Below are 16,752 nucleotides of genomic sequence, written 5' to 3' on the forward strand. Positions count from 1 at the left end.
CGCGGTGACGTGTGGAGCTGACTGATACTAATCGATCGAGGACTTAACCAAAACGAAAAGCGAAGGCTAGGAGCCGGAGCTGGACAATAGGCTGATACTCGAATGCAAGTCCTTCTAAAATACATTATCCAGTTTTGAGGGAACAACCCTCATTTCTATAAAATAGTCTGGCGGTGATGGCGAGAAGGTCACACCCGTTCCCATGCCGAACACGGAAGTTAAGCTTCTCAGCGCCGATGGTAGTTGGGGGTTTCCCCCTGTGAGAGTAGGACGCTGCCAGGCAAAAGAAAAGAACAGCTGAAATACGCTGTTCTTTTTTGTGCTTTTTAAAAAAACACCATGAATTGTAGATATCGGGCCGAAATATGTCGATTTCCTCCCTAACGATGCAGATATAATCGAAAAATCTGTAGAAACGGAGGCCGCTTATGTAGAAAAAAGCCATTTTTCATGTAGAAATCCATTTTAATAAACCCCTCAATTTAATTTTCTCTACAGCTTGAGGGTTTTACTCTACACTTTACCCGCTTTATTCTCCGATTTATGGGTTTTACTCTACGCTTTCTGAATTTTACTCTACAAAATCCCCCATTTACTCTACAAACACCATAATTTTACAATCACTCTGGTTCGCGTACCCTTAAATGAGAACCGTCCCCCCTGCACCACAAAAGAGGCTGTCTCAAAAGGCGTACACCACGGCCTTTTGAGACAGCCTCTACAGTACTACTTCTTTTTATTCCTCATTCCTTGCAGCTGGCTCATGACCTTATCACGGGACTTTTTATCCTTCAGCAAATAGGCGGCTCCTAAAGCGACAGTTGTCATCATCATTTTATTTTTCATGTGTGTCCCTCCTGAGGTGAGTTTGTCTTGCATGTTAAAGAAATTCCCCTMTCACATAAAAATAAACGGATAGCCCCCTCCATTATCTGGAAGACAGGTATTGATAAATTAAATAAGGTCCTTTATGCAGCGTTATATCGAGAAACGACTGAATAAAGGGAAAGTCCTCGCTTGGCATCATTTTGATCAGCTCGCTCCACCAGTCGATCTCATAGCGGGCAATCATGCCGAGATTATAAAGCAGGAGGTAATGCAGCAGCAATTCTGGCAGCAGAAACCATCCATCCTTGTTCAATGGAAAGGATGGATGGACGTCAGTCAAATTGAACCGAAAGGGGACGGGATCGGCAATCCCTGAAAGGTCGGGTTGAAAGACGAGTTTTTCCCCATGGCTTTCCGCAAAGGCAATTCTCGATTTTGAGGAAATAAAGTCCATGAACCTGTTTTCCGTCATATGGTAGGCATCAAGAATTTTTTTCGAGAGAGAGAAGTTTTTCCCCTCTTGGTTTATTTTCAGGAAGGTGGGCCTTCCCTTTAATTGCTGAAAGAGCGGCGACAATTCTGGTATCTGCTGGAGGATTTCCCCCATCCTTGCCTTTTCCCCTTCAATCTGTTTCATGTGGAACAACGTTTCTGCCATAAGTGGAAAGAGCCCGTGTTTTTGGAATTTCACTTCGTCCTCAAAGAAGCTGTATTGCTGTTTTTTCCGTTTTCTTGTTGAAAGTCCATGTGCCAGTACGGCAGTGGTTTCCGGATAGTCCGGCTCGACGGTTAAGATACACGCCTTAACAAGATGAATCAGTCCATAAAAAAGCAAGATCGGCTTAATATGAATAGGTGAGGAAGCAGCTTGTTCGTAATAAATTTTGCCATGCTCCAAATAATAAATAAACGGATAGCAGTTTTCGAAGCTTTTCTGGTCTGCATTGTCAATCTGAAGCCGAAGATAGCTCTTTTTCAGGTACATGCGCGAATAGTCAGCCGAGAAAAAATACGAGAAACTGCTCCAATCTCTATAGGGCAAACTCATAGAGGAACCCTCCAATAATAAATTGAAAAATCTAATTATTACAAGCTTTCTTGACAGTATTTTAACCAATTGATAACCTACTAATAATATTTTCATCTGAAGGGGGTTTATTTACGATGTGGGAAAGCAAGTTTTTAAAAGAAGGATTAACATTTGATGATGTCCTGCTTGTTCCGGCAAAATCAGAGGTATTGCCTAGGGATGTTAATCTTCAGGTTGAATTGACAGAGAAAATCAGGTTGAATATCCCTATTATCTCCGCTGGCATGGATACGGTAACGGAAGCGGAGATGGCTATCAGCATGGCAAGACAGGGCGGCATGGGTGTCATCCATAAGAACATGTCGATTGAACAGCAGGCTGAGCAAGTCGATAAGGTGAAAAGGTCCGAAAGCGGCGTTATTACGGATCCTTTCTTTTTAACACCAGAACACCAGGTATTCGATGCTGAGCATCTGATGGGAAAATATCGCATTTCCGGCGTTCCGATTGTGAACAATGAAGAAGAGCAGAAGCTGGTTGGCATATTGACAAACCGTGATCTTCGCTTCATCCAGGATTATTCCATCCTGATATCGGATGTCATGACAAAGGAAAACCTAGTTACCGCGCCAGTTGGCACTACTTTGCAGGATGCCGAGAAAATCCTTCAAAAGCATAAAATTGAAAAACTCCCGCTCGTAAATGATGAAGGAGTCCTTAAAGGGCTTATCACCATTAAGGATATTGAAAAAGTGATTGAGTTTCCAAATTCGTCAAAGGATAAAATGGGACGGCTTATAGTCGCCGCAGCAGTGGGTGTAACAGCCGACACGATGAAACGGGTAGAGGCTTTGGCTAAGGCCCAGGTTGATGCCATTGTTGTTGATACGGCCCACGGACATTCCAAGGGAGTCCAGGATACGGTGAGGGAAATCCGGGCTGCTTTTCCTGAACTGGCCATCATTGCTGGTAACGTAGCGACAGCGGAGGCCACCAGGGAGCTGTTTGAGGCTGGTGCAGATGTGGTCAAGGTGGGAATTGGCCCAGGATCCATTTGTACTACAAGGGTGGTCGCCGGCGTTGGCGTGCCGCAAATCACCGCGGTCTATGACTGTGCTACAGAAGCACGCAAGCATGGCAAGGCCATCATTGCCGATGGAGGCATCAAATACTCAKGGGATGTCGTAAAGGCTCTTGCTGCAGGCGGACATGCGGTTATGCTTGGAAGCATGCTTGCAGGAACGACGGAAAGTCCTGGGGAGACCGAAATCTACCAGGGACGCCGCTTCAAGGTATACCGCGGAATGGGCTCGGTCAGCGCGATGGAAAAGGGCTCAAAGGACCGTTATTTCCAGGAAGACAATAAGAAGTTCGTACCGGAAGGAATCGAAGGGCGGGTTGCCTACAAAGGGCCGCTTGCAGATACCATTTACCAGCTTGTGGGTGGACTAAGATCCGGCATGGGGTACTGCGGGGCCGCCAGCCTGAGTGAGCTTAGGGAAAACGCCCAATTCATCAGGATGACGGGAGCAGGCTTGAGGGAAAGCCATCCACATGATGTGCAGATTACGAAGGAAGCACCAAATTACTCATCATGACCGTGTCTAATTTCCTAAATTCATTTTTGGCAGACAGAGGCCTTTTCTCTGTCTGTTTTTTTTATTTTGTTTATGGTAAACTTAACGGGTGTGATTTTTGAAGGGGCCAATCTACTAACATATGAATAGACAGACAAAAAGAGCTGGAGGGAAATTTTCGTTGAAGCAGTACAAGAGATTATCCGTTTTTGTTGCGGTATTTGTGTTAAGCATTGCGACGTTGTTTACAGGTTTTGCAGATAAGGCGCAGGCACAGGAAGACATCCTGGGCTTAAGCGCAGAGGCAGCCATACTGGTGGACGCCGACACAGGAAAAGTGCTCTATGAGAAGAATGCAGATGTTGTGCTTGGCGTTGCTTCCATGTCGAAAATGATGACAGAGTATCTAGTGCTTGAAGCAATCCATGAAGGTAAAATCAAATGGGACCAGACGGTCAAAATCAATGAATATGTTCACAGGCTGTCCGCAGCTCCAGGGCTTTCCAATGTGGGATTGACCCAGGGCGAGGATTATACAGTAAAAGAGCTGTATGAAGCGATGGCCATCCATTCCGGGAACGCTGCTACCGTAGCACTTGCGGAATTGATTTCCGGCACGGAGAAAAACTTTGTGGAACTCATGAATAAAAAAGGCGAAGAACTTGGACTGAAGGATTTTAAGTTTGTCAATTCCTCAGGCTTAAATAACAGCTCCCTGATGGGGAACCATCCGGCTGGTGCAGCTGACGAAGAGAATGTAATGTCTGCCCGGTCTACGGCTAGGCTTGCGTATCATTTGCTCAATGACTATCCGGAAGTGTTGGAAACAGCAAGCAAACCAAGGCTTGAATTCAGGGACGGAAGAACTTATGACAACTTCAACTTCATGCTGCCAACGCTGGTACATGCCTATGAGGGCGTTGACGGGCTGAAAACGGGATCAACCGACTTTGCAGGATATGGCTTTACGGCTACCGCAAAGAGGGGCGATGAGCGGTTTATTTCTGTTGTGATGAAAACTGATACGAGAGACACCCGCTTTAAGGAAACAGAGCAAATCCTGAATTATGCATTCAGCAATTTTAAAAAGGAACAGCTTGTTGCCGAGGGTCAAAAGGTTAAGGGACACGAGTCTGTGCCGGTTGTGAAAGGGAAAGAGGACAGCGTGAAGGTCCAAACCGGTGATGCGCTCGCTTTAACCATCAAAAATGGCGAAAAGGAACAATATGTTCCTAAATTAGTACTGGATAAAGACAAACTAAATGAAAAAGGCGAACTGACCGCACCGGTTAAGGAAGGCGATAAAGTCGGCTATGTCACGGTTGAAACGAAGGACGGCGAGCCAATCAGCTTCCTGACCGAGGATGGCCAAAGCCTGGCACAGGTAGATGTGGTGGCTGCCGAGACAGTTGAAAAGGCAAACTGGTTTGTCCTCGCTATGAGAGGCGTGGGCGGGTTCTTTGGAGACCTGTTTGGAAGTGTGGCCTCTGCGGTTAAAGGATTATTTTAACAAATGAGATTATTTGGTTTCCTGTATTGACAGGAAACCTTTTTTATTGTTTATTTGCAATAGGGATATAATTAAATCCGATATAATTTATCGGTTTTTCGTGTTAAAATATATTTGCTAGCAAAGAGACCGAGGGGGAAACTAAACATGAGAACAGGAACGGATCGAGTTAAAAGAGGAATGGCAGAGATGCAAAAAGGCGGCGTCATCATGGACGTCATCAATGCCGAGCAGGCTAAGATTGCCGAAGAGGCCGGCGCAGTAGCGGTTATGGCACTGGAAAGAGTTCCTTCCGATATCCGGGCTACCGGCGGAGTGGCGAGAATGGCCGAGCCGCGTATCGTTGAAGAAGTAATGAATGCGGTAAGCATCCCGGTTATGGCAAAAGCGAGAATTGGCCATATTGTCGAGGCGAGAGTGCTTGAGGCAATGGGTGTTGACTATATTGACGAGAGTGAAGTATTGACCCCTGCAGATGAAGAGTTCCATCTTTTGAAAAGTGAATATACAGTACCGTTTGTCTGCGGCTGCCGTGATCTTGGCGAAGCTGCACGACGCATTGGCGAAGGCGCCGCAATGCTCCGTACAAAAGGGGAGCCTGGAACAGGAAACATTGTGGAGGCAGTCCGCCATATCCGCAAGGTGAATGCCCAGGTGCGCAAGGTTGTAGGCATGGATGAAGCGGAACTGATGACCGAAGCGAAATTGCTTGGGGCCTCTTTCGAACTTCTGCTTGAAATCAAGAAGCTTGGCCGCCTGCCGGTCGTAAACTTCGCAGCTGGCGGAGTGGCGACACCTGCCGATGCAGCTTTGATGATGCAGCTTGGTGCAGATGGCGTGTTTGTTGGCTCCGGTATCTTCAAATCGGACAACCCTGCGAAATTCGCGCGTGCGATTGTGGAAGCAACGACTCATTATCAGGATTACAAACTGATTGCTGAACTTTCCAAGGGCCTTGGGACGCCAATGAAGGGCCTTGAGATTGCCACCATCGCTCCGGAAGCGCGCATGCAGGATCGCGGCTGGTAAGGTGAAGAGAATGAAAATAGGGGTACTTGGACTTCAAGGTGCAGTCAGGGAACATATCCGTTCGATTGAAGCCTGCGGGGCAGAAGCGGTGACAGTAAAGTGGCCGGAGGAGCTTGAAGCGCTGGATGGACTGATCATCCCGGGCGGCGAGAGCACCACAATGAGAAAGCTGATTGATAAATATAATTTTATGCCTTCTTTAAAACAATTTGCTGCAGAAGGAAAGCCAATGTTCGGCACCTGTGCCGGACTGATCCTTCTCGCCAAACAGGTAGTCGGATATGAAGAGCCGCACATCGGCGTAATGGATGTAAAGGTGGAGCGCAACTCATTTGGAAGGCAGCGCGAAAGCTTTGAGGCAGACCTGGACATCAACGGTGTTGCCGAAAATTTCTCCGCAGTCTTCATCCGGGCTCCCCATATTGTCGAGGCCGGTGAAAATGTGGAAGTGCTTGCGAAGTGCAATGGCAGGATTGTCGCCGCACGCGAAGGACAGTTCCTTGGATGTTCGTTTCATCCGGAGTTGACCGATGACCACCGCCTGACAGCCTACTTTGTTAAAATGGCGGCCGAAGCAAAGGAAAAGCCTGCGGCTGTATAAGGTGAAACTTCTTTGAGTTGGGTTTTGCTGCCGGTTAATGTGGTATAAATCGGTTGCGCACAGGAAATAATTGTAGTACATTATGAAGTAATAGAACCTGATATGAAAAAGCAGTGACAGGAACTAGTAGCTTTCTTTCATTCCTTTCAGAGAGCCGGTGGCAGGTGAAAACCGGCGGGTGAAGCTAGTGAATCCATCCTTGAGCAGAATGCGGAAAGCCATATGGCAAGTAAGCATTCTCGGTGCAGGCCGTTATCCTGTCAAGAGGGAAGCATCACATGCTTTCAATCAGGGTGGCAACGCGGGTAACTCTCGTCCCTTTCCAGGGGACGGGAGTTTTTTGTGTTTTTAAGAATAGGCCAAAGAATGAATAGGAGGAGAATAATATGCTGGATATCAAGTATTTGAGAGCCAATTTTGAAGAAGTAAAGCAAAAGCTGCAGCATCGCGGAGAGGACCTCACAGACTTTGGGAAGTTTGAGGACCTCGACAGCCGGCGCCGTGAGCTCCTGCAGGAAACGGAAACGCTAAAAAGCAAGCGGAACGAGGTTTCCCAGCAAATAGCTGTTCTAAAAAAACAAAGGCAGGATGCCGACCAGCTGATTGCCGAAATGCGTGAAGTCGGCGACAAGATCAAAGCGTTTGACGAAGAGCTAAGAAGCGTGGAAGAGGAGCTTGATCAGCTGCTGATGAGCATACCGAACATTCCGCATGAAAGTGTCCCTGTTGGCGAAACAGAGGATGACAATGTGGAAATCAGGAAGTGGGGAGAAATTCCGCAGTTTACATTTGAGCCTAAACCGCACTGGGATATTGCCGATAACCTTGATATCATCGATTTTGAAAGGGCCGGAAAGGTGACAGGAAGCCGGTTTGCCTTTTATAAGGGGCTTGGGGCCCGCCTTGAGCGCGCACTGATCTCTTTCATGATGGACCTTCATGCTGATGAGCATGGCTATAAGGAAGTGCTGCCGCCTTATATGGTCAACCGTGCGAGCATGACAGGAACTGGTCAGCTGCCGAAGTTCGAGGAAGATGCGTTCAAGGTAGCTGATACTGACTATTTCCTGATTCCAACATCCGAAGTGCCGGTTACGAACATGCATCGCGACGAGATATTAAGCGCCGACCAGCTTCCTTTGAAATACGTGGCCTACAGCGCCAATTTCCGCTCCGAGGCAGGGTCTGCCGGCCGCGATACACGCGGGTTGATCCGCCAGCACCAATTCAACAAGGTGGAGCTGGTGAAATTCGTTAAGCCTGAAGAGTCCTACGATGAATTGGAGACGTTGACGAATAATGCGGAAAAGGTCCTTCAGCTTCTGGGACTGCCATACCGCGTCCTCAGCATGTGTACGGCTGATCTTGGTTTTACTGCCGCGAAGAAATATGATATCGAAGTGTGGATTCCAAGCTACGAAACCTACCGCGAAATCTCTTCTTGCAGCAACTTTGAAGGATTCCAGGCCAGAAGGGCGAATATCCGCTTCCGCCGCGAGCCTAAGGCGAAGCCTGAGCATGTGCATACCCTTAACGGTTCCGGGCTTGCGGTTGGCCGCACAGTAGCCGCCATCCTTGAGAATTACCAGCAGGAAGACGGCAGTGTCGTCATCCCGGAAGCACTCCGTCCTTACATGAGAAATGCCGAAGTGATTTCACCTCAAGCTTAAAGTGTATTTCGGGCGGGAAAAGTCCTGCCCGAATTTTTTATGATTTTTGATTGACACTCCACTATCTTTGTGATAAAGTATACTACGTCGATAAGGAGGAATACCCAAGTCCGGCTGAAGGGATCGGTCTTGAAAACCGACAGGCGGGTCAAACCGCGCAGGGGTTCGAATCCCCTTTCCTCCTCCATATCACAATTAGTAACATACGCGCATAAACAATTGGAGAATTGTTGAAAACCTGCAGACGAGTACTGCAGGTTTTTTTTATTTAAATAAGCGGAAGCGCCTTGGTCAGCCCTGACAAGCGACTCGAGGGGCTAGGCGCTGGAGCTGCACAGTTATCTAAGTGCAGGGATATGTATTTTGTTCTTATCCTAAAATAAATAACCGGCCCCAAAAGGCCGGTTATTGCTATTTCTTCAATAATTGGGTCTGGCGGATAAAGGATCCGATCCGCTCGATGATTGGCTCGACCGACTGTTCATTGTTGACGAGGTCATAATCATTGATGTTCAAACGGAGGACCGGGCAGGCGTTAAAGGTGTTGATCCAGTTTTCGTAACGCTCATGCATCTCTTCCCAGTAAGAAACAGGTGTCTGCTGTTCCATCGGGCGCCCGCGCACCTGGATGCGTTCAATGATATCATCCAGGCTTCCTTCAAGGTAAATCAATAGATCGGGGTGAGGGAAATAGGGTGTCATCACCATTGCGTCAAACAGGCTTTTATACGTCTCATAGTCAACTGGAGACATGGTCCCTTTTTCATAATGCATCTTCGCAAAGATGCCAGTATCCTCATAAATCGAACGGTCCTGGATAAAGCCGCCGCCGTATTCAAAAATCCTCTTTTGCTCTTTAAAACGCTCTGCAAGAAAATAAATCTGCAGGTGGAAGCTCCAGCGGTCAAAGTCGGCGTAAAACTTGTCAAGGTATGGATTGGCATCCACTTTTTCAAAGGAGGTACGGAATTGCAAGGCATTAGCCAATGCGTTGGTCATCGTTGATTTTCCGACTCCCACAGTGCCGGCAATTGTGATGACGGCATTTTGGGGTATATCGTATTTGGTTCGTAAGTTCATCGTTGTACGCTCCTTCTGGATAGTGTTTCCGTAAGCTGTCCAATAATGGAATCCAGGTCCTGTTCCTTTTTGACAAAGTCAATTTCGTCGCCGCTGAACCGCAGAACCGGCACTTCGGGATACTGGGACTCAAACCTTGCAATGGCTTCGTCATAATCGATCGAAAGCTGTTTGAGGTAAAGAGGGCTGATATTTTTCTCAATCTCCCGGCCGCGCATCGCAATCCTGTCCAGAAGAGTATCAAGGCTGGCATGCAGGTAAATGACCACATTTGGCCGCGGCATGTCCTGGGTAAGGATTTCGTAGATGCTCAGGTATTTATTGTATTCCTGCTGGTTTAGCGTCCTCTGGGCGAAAATCAGATTTTTAAAAATATGATAGTCGGCAACGACAGGCTTTTCTTTGCTGATGTAATGTTCATTAATATCCCCAAGCTGCTTATATCGATTGCACAGGAAAAACATTTCCGTCTGGAAGCTCCACTCCTCGATATTGTCATAAAACTTTCCAAGGAATGGATTTTCATCCACGATTTCCTTTAACAAGGCGAATTGAAAATGTTCTGAGATTGCTTTGGCAAGGGATGTCTTTCCGACGCCAATCGGCCCCTCAACCGTGACAAAAGGTGTTCCCCCCACAGTTTGTCCTCCTTCTATAATCGGATATCTATTTTTGATTTATTTAATGCATTCTTTTTAAGGCACAAGCACCATTTTAACATATTATCGTTATTCAAGGATATGGATTATTTGTGGGAGAAGAATGAAAAAAAGACAACAAAACCCAGCCGGTTTTATTGTCTTATAATAGCAGGCCCGATTGAGAGGCTGTGGATGCGGCTGGCGGTGAACCTACCGCTTAACCACATCAAAGTTTTCGGAAATTAACAGCCAGTTCTGCGGGAAGCTAAGTCCAAGCTTCCAATAGCTGATTCCCCTGAGGTTCAGTTCCTTGATCAAATCGAATTTTGCCTGAATGGAGCGGGCATCTTCAAACCAGACTTCATGCCGCCGCCCCTCTGCATCGGTATAATTAAAGAATGGCGCCTGGGCTCGGGCATCATACTGGATGGCCACATTATTCGCCGCGGCGATTTCAATCGCCTGCTGCGGACTGACGGCACGGGCGACGCTTCCCTGTACAAATGGAAGGGTCCAGTCGTATCCATACAGGTTTTGGCCCATCATGATTTTATTGGAAGGCATTTCGGTCAGGGCGTATTCAATGACATCCCGTACCGGTCCAATAGGAGAAACCGCCATGGCCGGCCCGCCGCTGTACCCCCATTCATAGGTCATGATGACGACAAAATCGACAATTTGACCGTGAGCCCTGTAGTCATGCGCTTCGTACCAGGCCCCTTGCTGTGTGGCACTTGTCTTGGGAGCAAGCGCTGTGGAAATCAGCCAGCCATGCTGCCTGAACCGGTCTCTTGCTTTGCGGAGAAAGGTATTGTAGGCCTCGCGGTCGGCAGGGCGGAGAAATTCAAAGTCGAAATGGATATCGCGAAACCCGACACGGCGGGCGGTGGCAACGATATTATCCAGGAAGCGGTTTTGCACAGCCATGTCATTCAGGATAATGCGGCCAAGCTCATCGCTGAACTGGTCGTTCTCCTGATTGGTTATCACCATCATCAACGTGTTATTATTCGCTTCGGCAATCGCCGGAAAATTATTGAGCAAAGGCTCCTTCAAACTGCCGTCCCTCAATGCCTGGTAACTGAACGGAGCAAGATAGGTCAGATAGGGGGCCGCCTCGCGGGCTGCCGTTTCGAGGGCTGGCGCAACCGTCGTTCCTCTTGGCTCCACATAGGCATTGACTTCAGCCCGGTATTTTGGCCGTGGTGGAATGTACAGCCGCTGGCCCACCCTCAGCGGCTGGGTGACCGGAATCTGGTTGATGCGGGCTAGCTCCTGATAGTTCAGATTGAACCTTCTTGCAATCGAATAAAGGCTGTCACCCGGCTGAACCCAATAAAAGCTGCCGATAATGGGAACGACCAGGGTTTGGCCGATGACAAGGTTATTTGGATTGGGAATTGCGTTCGCTTCCACAATATCTTCAACCGTTGAACCATAAGTACGGGCAATCCCGGTTAGTGTCTCGCCTCTTTGAATCACATGTATCTGCATTGCCTTCCCTCCTCCTGGCGGATAAACGCTACAACCATTTTATGTGGGAAAGGTTTGGGCTATGTTTTACCTGTTAAAAATTTTAGCAGAAGGGTCGGTATTGGCACTGAGCACTTCCCGCATCATTGCCAGAGCATACTCATTGTCCTCATGGCTGTTGGATGCAACGCAATCTTCGGGAATATACAGCTTGTACTCCCTCATATAGGCATCATTGGCGGTAAACAGGACGCAAATATTCCCGGCAACGCCAGCGAGAATGAGTGTGTTTACCTCAAGCTGCTGAAGCAGGGTATGCAAAGCCGTTTCGTAAAATGCCGAATGCTTTGGCTTGATTAAAAAATAATCATCTTTCCCGGGAGAAATCCTGCTGATGATCTCTTTGCTGCGTTCATTGCTGCAATGCTCGATAATTTTATCGATATCGGCTTTCCATAAGTCGAAATGGTCGTTAATATAGACAACAGGCAGATTTCTCTCCTGGAACTTCTGTTTCAGGTTTAAGATAGGCGTTGTGATTTCAGCTGCCTTTCTGGAGAGAGCCTCTCCATATTCAAAGTCAAAATCGTTGATCATGTCTATGATGAGCAGAGCAGGTTTTATATCGTTGTCCATTTATGCATCCTCTCCTTTTCTCTATTTTTAGACCGGGAGCAGGATTATAAACCACCTGAAAGGGAGGAGGGAACATATTGGAGAAAAATCAGGATGAGCTTTACATGAGGGAAGCTATTGCCGAGGCCATAAAGGCGGGCGAAGCAGGAGAGGTCCCCATCGGCGCAGTGGTGGTGGTTGATGGGGAAATCATCGCGCGTGCCCATAATCTCCGGGAGACAAACCAAAGTTCGATTGCCCATGCAGAGGTGCTGGCGATTGAAGAAGCCTGCCGGAAGCTTGGCACATGGAGGCTGGAGGGGGCGGAGCTTTATGTGACCCTTGAACCATGCCCGATGTGCGCCGGAGCCATTATGCTGTCCAGGATTCAGCGGGTCATATACGGTGCGGCCGACCCTAAGGGCGGCTGTGCAGGGACCTTTATGAACCTGCTGCAGGACGAGCGCTTCAACCATCAGAGCGAGCTGACGACAGGAGTCCTCGAAGCTGAATGCGGGTCCCTCCTGTCTGATTTCTTCCGCCAGCTTAGGGCGCGAAAGAAACAGGAGCGGGAGCAGCGGCGTTTGTTCCCTGAAGATCATACAGGATTTAACAATGAATAAGCATTGCAATTTCTTCGAGATATTAGTATACTGATTATGCGTCACTTAAGACGCACTTAAACAAGGTTTCAATTTTGCCGTGCTAGGCGGGGAGGTAGCGGTGCCCTGTACCCGCAATCCGCTCCAGCGGGGCTGAATCCCTTCCTGAGGCTGATGTACTGTAGGGTCTGCCTTAAGTAAGTGGTGTTGACACCCGGGTCCTGCGCAATGGGAATCCATGAACCATGTCAGATCCGGAAGGAAGCAGCATTAAGTGGACGCTCTCATGTGCCGCAGGGCAGCCTGGGTCGAGCTAACTGCTTGAGTAACGCTTATGGTAGTCAGTCGAAGGAAGGTGCACGGCAGTTAAATAATAAACAACCAGCTCATCTCCAGCAGGGGATGGGTTTTTTGTTTTATGAGATAGTTTTGTAAAAAAAATATATGCGTTATAATAGGAGAGATTATAAACGGAAGGGAGCGGTGTCTTTTGGCTTATCAGGCATTATATCGTGTGTGGCGGCCGCAGCGGTTCTTTGATGTCGTCGGCCAGGAACATGTCACAACGACACTGCAAAATGCTCTGCTTCAGGAGAAAATCTCCCATGCCTATCTTTTCTCGGGGCCGAGGGGAACAGGGAAAACGAGTGCCGCCAAAATTCTTGCCAAAGCAGTGAACTGTGAAAGGGCACCTGTAAGCGAGCCTTGCAATGAGTGTGCTTCATGCCGGGGAATTACGGATGGATCCATTTCGGATGTCATTGAAATTGACGCCGCTTCAAATAACGGCGTTGAGGAAATCAGGGATATCCGCGACAAGGTAAAATATGCACCAAGCGCGGTTAAATATAAGGTATATATAGTGGATGAGGTCCATATGCTTTCCATCGGGGCCTTCAATGCACTGCTGAAAACACTTGAGGAGCCGCCGCGGCATGTCATGTTCATCCTCGCAACTACTGAACCACACAAAATCCCGCTGACGATTATCTCGAGGACGCAGCGCTTTGATTTCAAACGGATCACCTCGCAGGCGATTGTCGGCAGGATGAAGCTGATTGTGGATGAAACAGGAGTCGATTGCGATGACGCGGCGCTCCATGTAATTGCCAGGGCAGCGGAAGGCGGAATGCGGGATGCACTCAGTCTGCTCGACCAGGCGATATCGTTCAGCCAGGACAGGGTGACGGTGGAAGATGCGCTTACCGTTACCGGTTCGGTTTCCCAGTCCTTTTTAACACAGCTTGGCAAAGCCATTCATGAAAAAGATGCGGCCAGCGGTTTGGAAGCACTGGATGAATTATTGCAGGCCGGCAAGGATCCTGCAAGATTTATTGAAGACATGATCTACTTCTATCGGGATATGCTCCTTTACAAGGCTGCACCAGGTCTTGAAGAGTCAATGGAAAGGGTCATGCTGGACGAAGAGTTCCAGCAGCTCGCCTCCGCAACAGGAAGCGGGGAAATCTACGAGGTCATTGACGGCTTGAATAAGGCGCAGCAGGAAATGAGATGGACCAATCATCCAAGGGTATTTCTTGAAGTAGCCATCGTAAAACTCTGCCAGCTGGAGCAGCAGCAAGGGGCTGTCCCTGAAGTGGAACCGCTCCTAAGGCGGATTGAGCAGCTTGAGGAAAAGCTGACAAGATTTGCAGAAAACCCGCCGGCTTCTGCTGCCCAGGGGGAAGGTACTGTACAGAAAAAGCCGCAGCGTACAAACCGGAAAGGATTCCAGGCGCCTGCCGGCAAGATTAAAGAAGTCCTGAAACAGGCGACCAAACAGGATCTTCAAGAGGTCAAAGGCCGTTGGGGAGAAATGCTGKGGATGCTTGTCGGAAGGCAGATGCGATCCCAGGCTGCCTTATTGAATGAAGCAGAGCCTGTCGCTTCATCAAGCAGCGCTTTAGTGATAAAATTTAAATACGAAATTCACTGCCAGATGGCAATGGAGAATGAAAGATTCATCCAGGCCATTGGAGCCATCCTGGGCGAGCTGACAGGAAAACAGCTCCAGGTGGTAGGGGTGCCGGAAGAACAGTGGCTGAAAATTCGCGAAAGCTTCATTAGCAGCCAGCAGAACGATGGTTCCGGGGAAGATGGCGAGAGCGAAGAAGATCCGCTGATTGCTGAGGCCAAAAAACTGTTTGGGGAAGAACTAATTCAAATTCAAGATTAAAACTGGAGGTAGTTAAACAATGCGTGGAATGGGTAATATGCAAAATATGATGAAGCAAATGCAAAAAATGCAAAAGAAGATGGCTGAGGCCCAGGAAGAACTAGGTGAAAAGAGGCTGGAAGGCACAGCTGGCGGCGGTATGGTGACAGTGGTTGTTACAGGCCATAAAGAGATCGTCGATGTCCAGATTAAACAGGATGTAGTGGACCCCGACGATGTTGAAATGCTTCAGGACCTTGTACTTGCGGCAACAAATGACGCCCTGAAAAAAGCCGATGAGCTGGCGAATTCCACAATGGGCCAGTTTACCAAGGGAATGAACCTTCCAGGAATGTTCTAGGGGGGAATAATAAATGCATTATCCTGAACCAATATCAAAGCTGATCGACAGCTTTATGAAATTGCCAGGTATCGGCCCGAAAACGGCTGCCCGTCTGGCTTTTTTTGTTCTTAGCATGAAGGAAGACACCGTCCTCGACTTTGCCAAGGCTCTTGTAAATGCAAAAAGGAACCTGAGTTATTGTTCCGTATGCGGACATATCACGGACCAGGATCCATGCTATATCTGTGAGGATCAGCGGCGGGACCGCACCGTGATTTGTGTGGTGCAGGATCCAAAAGATGTTATAGCCATGGAAAAGATGAAGGAATTTAACGGGCTATACCATGTCCTTCAAGGCGCCATTTCTCCAATGGATGGAATCGGGCCGGAGGATATCAATATCCCCGACCTGTTAAAAAGGCTTCAGGATGAGACTGTCCAGGAGGTCATTCTGGCGACAAACCCCAATATTGAAGGCGAGGCAACCGCCATGTACATCTCCAGGCTCCTCAAGCCATCAGGCATCCGGATTACAAGGATTGCMCACGGTCTACCGGTCGGGGGAGACCTCGAATATGCAGATGAAGTAACACTTTCAAAAGCATTGGAAGGACGCAGGGAAGTCTAATTGTKGGTCAGGAGGAGACAGGATGTTGTTTCGAAGGAAAGGGCGACTCAAACGGGAATTCAATGATAAATTGATGCAGCAAATGGGCCAGGTAAAGACAGAATGGACAAATAAAAAGAAACTGGTTGAAAGAAGCTTTGACCMATCCAGGGAATTCATTGCCGAGGCAAAACTGGCTGAAGCGAAGTATTTCTTCCTTTTCAGGGAAGCCAAAGAAAGAAAAATCTCTATTAAAGGAAGATAGCGGCGATAAAACACCACGTTCTTTTTTGAAAGGCTTGTTCATATGCTTTAGTACAAGTCCTAAATAAAGGAGTGGCAGCAAATGGATCCGGTTATCGTCATTTCAATCCTTGCAGGGTTGGCCTTAATTATATTGTTCATCGGTGCCCCGGCGAAGCCTTTGCGTTTTATCGGACAGGGAGTTGTTAAAATTCTGATTGGTGCGCTGTTCTTGTTTTTCCTGAATGCATTCGGCAGCAGCCTGGGCCTGAATGTGCCGATCAATCTGGTGACAGCCAGTGTCTCAGGCTTTTTGGGAATTCCGGGTGTCCTGGCCCTGGTGGCGATAGAAACGTGGATAATATAATGTAAAAAGCTGCCGGGAAGGCAGCTTTAATTTTTTTGAACATTAGGTTGACGATGAAAGATATAGGTGTTATTATATTAAACGTCGCTGATGAACAGCTGACATGAAATAAAGAAAAGTTATAAAAGTGTTGACACAAAGTTGCCAGTATGATATATTAATAAAGTCGCTTACGAGCGGTGATTGTTCTTTGAAAACTAAACAAACAAGCGTCAACAAACAATAATATTCATGGCTTCTGTTATAGAAGTACATGAGCCAACGTTTTATTTTATGAGCTAATCACTCTTTTATTGGAGAGTTTGATCCTGGCTCAGGACGAACGCTGGCGGCGTGCCTAATACATGCAAGTCGAGCGGACTTGAGGGAGCTTGCTCCCGA

The 16,752-nt window shown here is 47.8% G+C and carries 16 protein-coding genes, 1 tRNA gene, 1 rRNA gene, 1 other RNA gene and 1 other annotated feature; of the genes, 14 read left to right on the forward strand and 5 right to left on the reverse strand.

The features are described 5' to 3' along the window. The first annotated feature begins 166 nt into the window (after positions 1-166). A 5S ribosomal RNA gene (gene rrf / locus ADU22_RS05195) occupies positions 167-282 on the forward strand. Positions 283-928: 646 nt separating this feature from the next. On the opposite strand, the gene ADU22_RS05200 is transcribed toward rrf, so the two are convergent. Further along, positions 929-1,876 (reverse strand): YaaC family protein, encoded by a 948-nt coding sequence (locus tag ADU22_RS05200; protein ID WP_053361226.1) that lies wholly within the window; start codon positions 1,874-1,876, stop codon positions 929-931. A gap of 116 nt (positions 1,877-1,992) precedes the next feature. On the opposite strand from ADU22_RS05200, the gene guaB reads away from it, so the two are divergent. The 6 genes from guaB to ADU22_RS05230 all read left to right on the forward strand — a co-directional run bounded on the left by guaB (position 1,993) and on the right by ADU22_RS05230 (position 8,432). Beyond that, positions 1,993-3,456 carry an IMP dehydrogenase gene (guaB, locus tag ADU22_RS05205; protein ID WP_053361227.1) on the forward strand — a complete coding sequence of 488 codons (1,464 nt, stop codon included), beginning with the start codon at positions 1,993-1,995 and terminating at the stop codon, positions 3,454-3,456. Positions 3,457-3,577: 121 nt separating this feature from the next. Then, a complete protein-coding gene (locus ADU22_RS05210; protein ID WP_053361228.1) occupies positions 3,578-4,945 on the forward strand; it encodes a D-alanyl-D-alanine carboxypeptidase family protein in 1,368 nt (455 codons plus the stop codon). A gap of 147 nt (positions 4,946-5,092) precedes the next feature. Next, positions 5,093-5,974, forward strand: a complete 882-nt coding sequence (pdxS, locus tag ADU22_RS05215; RefSeq protein ID WP_053361229.1) for a pyridoxal 5'-phosphate synthase lyase subunit PdxS — start codon at positions 5,093-5,095, stop codon at positions 5,972-5,974. A gap of 10 nt (positions 5,975-5,984) precedes the next feature. Further along, on the forward strand, positions 5,985-6,575 hold the full coding sequence (gene pdxT / locus ADU22_RS05220) for a pyridoxal 5'-phosphate synthase glutaminase subunit PdxT (RefSeq protein WP_053361230.1): 591 nt from the start codon (positions 5,985-5,987) through the stop codon (positions 6,573-6,575). 104 nt (positions 6,576-6,679) lie between these two features. Next, positions 6,680-6,898 (forward strand) — a binding site (T-box leader). Between the two features lie 63 nt (positions 6,899-6,961). After that, entirely contained in the window at positions 6,962-8,245 is a 1,284-nt protein-coding gene (serS, locus tag ADU22_RS05225) for a serine--tRNA ligase (protein WP_053361231.1), read from the forward strand. Between the two features lie 94 nt (positions 8,246-8,339). Continuing rightward, positions 8,340-8,432, forward strand: a tRNA-Ser gene (locus ADU22_RS05230). A 224-nt stretch (positions 8,433-8,656) separates the two neighbouring features. Here the strand turns inward: ADU22_RS05230 and ADU22_RS05235 are convergent. The 4 genes from ADU22_RS05235 to ADU22_RS05250 form a co-directional block, all read right to left on the reverse strand. After that, positions 8,657-9,325: a deoxynucleoside kinase gene (locus ADU22_RS05235; protein WP_053361232.1), complete on the reverse strand. Its 669-nt coding sequence runs from the start codon at positions 9,323-9,325 to the stop codon at positions 8,657-8,659. Then, the gene (locus ADU22_RS05240; RefSeq protein WP_053361233.1) at positions 9,322-9,963 is read right to left on the reverse strand and encodes a deoxynucleoside kinase; all 642 of its coding nucleotides are present in this window, start codon (positions 9,961-9,963) and stop codon (positions 9,322-9,324) included. Before ADU22_RS05240 ends, ADU22_RS05235 begins: the two co-directional genes overlap by 4 nt. Before the next feature lie 213 nt (positions 9,964-10,176). Beyond that, a complete protein-coding gene (locus ADU22_RS05245; RefSeq protein WP_053361234.1) occupies positions 10,177-11,460 on the reverse strand; it encodes a LysM peptidoglycan-binding domain-containing protein in 1,284 nt (427 codons plus the stop codon). 66 nt (positions 11,461-11,526) lie between these two features. Beyond that, complete coding sequence (locus tag ADU22_RS05250; protein WP_053361235.1) at positions 11,527-12,075, reverse strand: cysteine hydrolase family protein; 549 nt, start codon at positions 12,073-12,075, stop codon at positions 11,527-11,529. Positions 12,076-12,152: 77 nt separating this feature from the next. Here ADU22_RS05250 and tadA point away from each other — a divergent pair, with 77 nt between their 5' ends. From tadA to ADU22_RS05280, 7 genes are all read left to right on the forward strand, one after another. After that, positions 12,153-12,677, forward strand: a complete 525-nt coding sequence (tadA, locus tag ADU22_RS05255) for a tRNA adenosine(34) deaminase TadA (protein ID WP_082252788.1) — start codon at positions 12,153-12,155, stop codon at positions 12,675-12,677. 77 nt (positions 12,678-12,754) lie between these two features. Continuing rightward, an RNA gene (gene ffs, locus ADU22_RS23925) (signal recognition particle sRNA large type) lies at positions 12,755-13,019 on the forward strand. A gap of 127 nt (positions 13,020-13,146) precedes the next feature. After that, on the forward strand, positions 13,147-14,832 hold the full coding sequence (dnaX, locus tag ADU22_RS05260; protein ID WP_053361236.1) for a DNA polymerase III subunit gamma/tau: 1,686 nt from the start codon (positions 13,147-13,149) through the stop codon (positions 14,830-14,832). 19 nt (positions 14,833-14,851) lie between these two features. After that, the gene (locus ADU22_RS05265) at positions 14,852-15,172 is read left to right on the forward strand and encodes a YbaB/EbfC family nucleoid-associated protein (protein ID WP_046525682.1); all 321 of its coding nucleotides are present in this window, start codon (positions 14,852-14,854) and stop codon (positions 15,170-15,172) included. A gap of 13 nt (positions 15,173-15,185) precedes the next feature. Beyond that, positions 15,186-15,782, forward strand: a complete 597-nt coding sequence (gene recR / locus ADU22_RS05270) for a recombination mediator RecR (protein ID WP_053361237.1) — start codon at positions 15,186-15,188, stop codon at positions 15,780-15,782. A gap of 22 nt (positions 15,783-15,804) precedes the next feature. Next, a complete protein-coding gene (locus ADU22_RS05275; protein WP_053361238.1) occupies positions 15,805-16,026 on the forward strand; it encodes a YaaL family protein in 222 nt (73 codons plus the stop codon). A gap of 81 nt (positions 16,027-16,107) precedes the next feature. After that, positions 16,108-16,371 (forward strand): pro-sigmaK processing inhibitor BofA family protein, encoded by a 264-nt coding sequence (locus tag ADU22_RS05280; protein WP_053361239.1) that lies wholly within the window; start codon positions 16,108-16,110, stop codon positions 16,369-16,371. Positions 16,372-16,752: the final 381 nt, after the last annotated feature.

Origin of the sequence: Bacillus sp. FJAT-27251, assembly GCF_001273925.1 — a bacterium.
Classification (GTDB): Bacteria; Bacillota; Bacilli; order Bacillales; family Cytobacillaceae; genus Mesobacillus_B.

What these genes read in the sequence shown, in the direction of transcription:
- ADU22_RS05250 (WP_053361235.1), bottom strand. Translation starts at nt 12,075, where the DNA reads ATGGACAACGATATAAAACCTGCTCTGCTCATCATAGACATGATCAAC.
- ADU22_RS05280 (WP_053361239.1), top strand. Translation starts at nt 16,108, where the DNA reads ATGGATCCGGTTATCGTCATTTCAATCCTTGCAGGGTTGGCCTTAATT.
- ADU22_RS05235 (WP_053361232.1), bottom strand. Translation starts at nt 9,325, where the DNA reads ATGAACTTACGAACCAAATACGATATACCCCAAAATGCCGTCATCACA.
- serS (WP_053361231.1), top strand. Translation starts at nt 6,962, where the DNA reads ATGCTGGATATCAAGTATTTGAGAGCCAATTTTGAAGAAGTAAAGCAA.
- ADU22_RS05265 (WP_046525682.1), top strand. Translation starts at nt 14,852, where the DNA reads ATGCGTGGAATGGGTAATATGCAAAATATGATGAAGCAAATGCAAAAA.
- ADU22_RS05200 (WP_053361226.1), bottom strand. Translation starts at nt 1,876, where the DNA reads ATGAGTTTGCCCTATAGAGATTGGAGCAGTTTCTCGTATTTTTTCTCG.
- ADU22_RS05210 (WP_053361228.1), top strand. Translation starts at nt 3,578, where the DNA reads ATGAATAGACAGACAAAAAGAGCTGGAGGGAAATTTTCGTTGAAGCAG.
- pdxS (WP_053361229.1), top strand. Translation starts at nt 5,093, where the DNA reads ATGAGAACAGGAACGGATCGAGTTAAAAGAGGAATGGCAGAGATGCAA.
- pdxT (WP_053361230.1), top strand. Translation starts at nt 5,985, where the DNA reads ATGAAAATAGGGGTACTTGGACTTCAAGGTGCAGTCAGGGAACATATC.
- ADU22_RS05245 (WP_053361234.1), bottom strand. Translation starts at nt 11,460, where the DNA reads ATGCAGATACATGTGATTCAAAGAGGCGAGACACTAACCGGGATTGCC.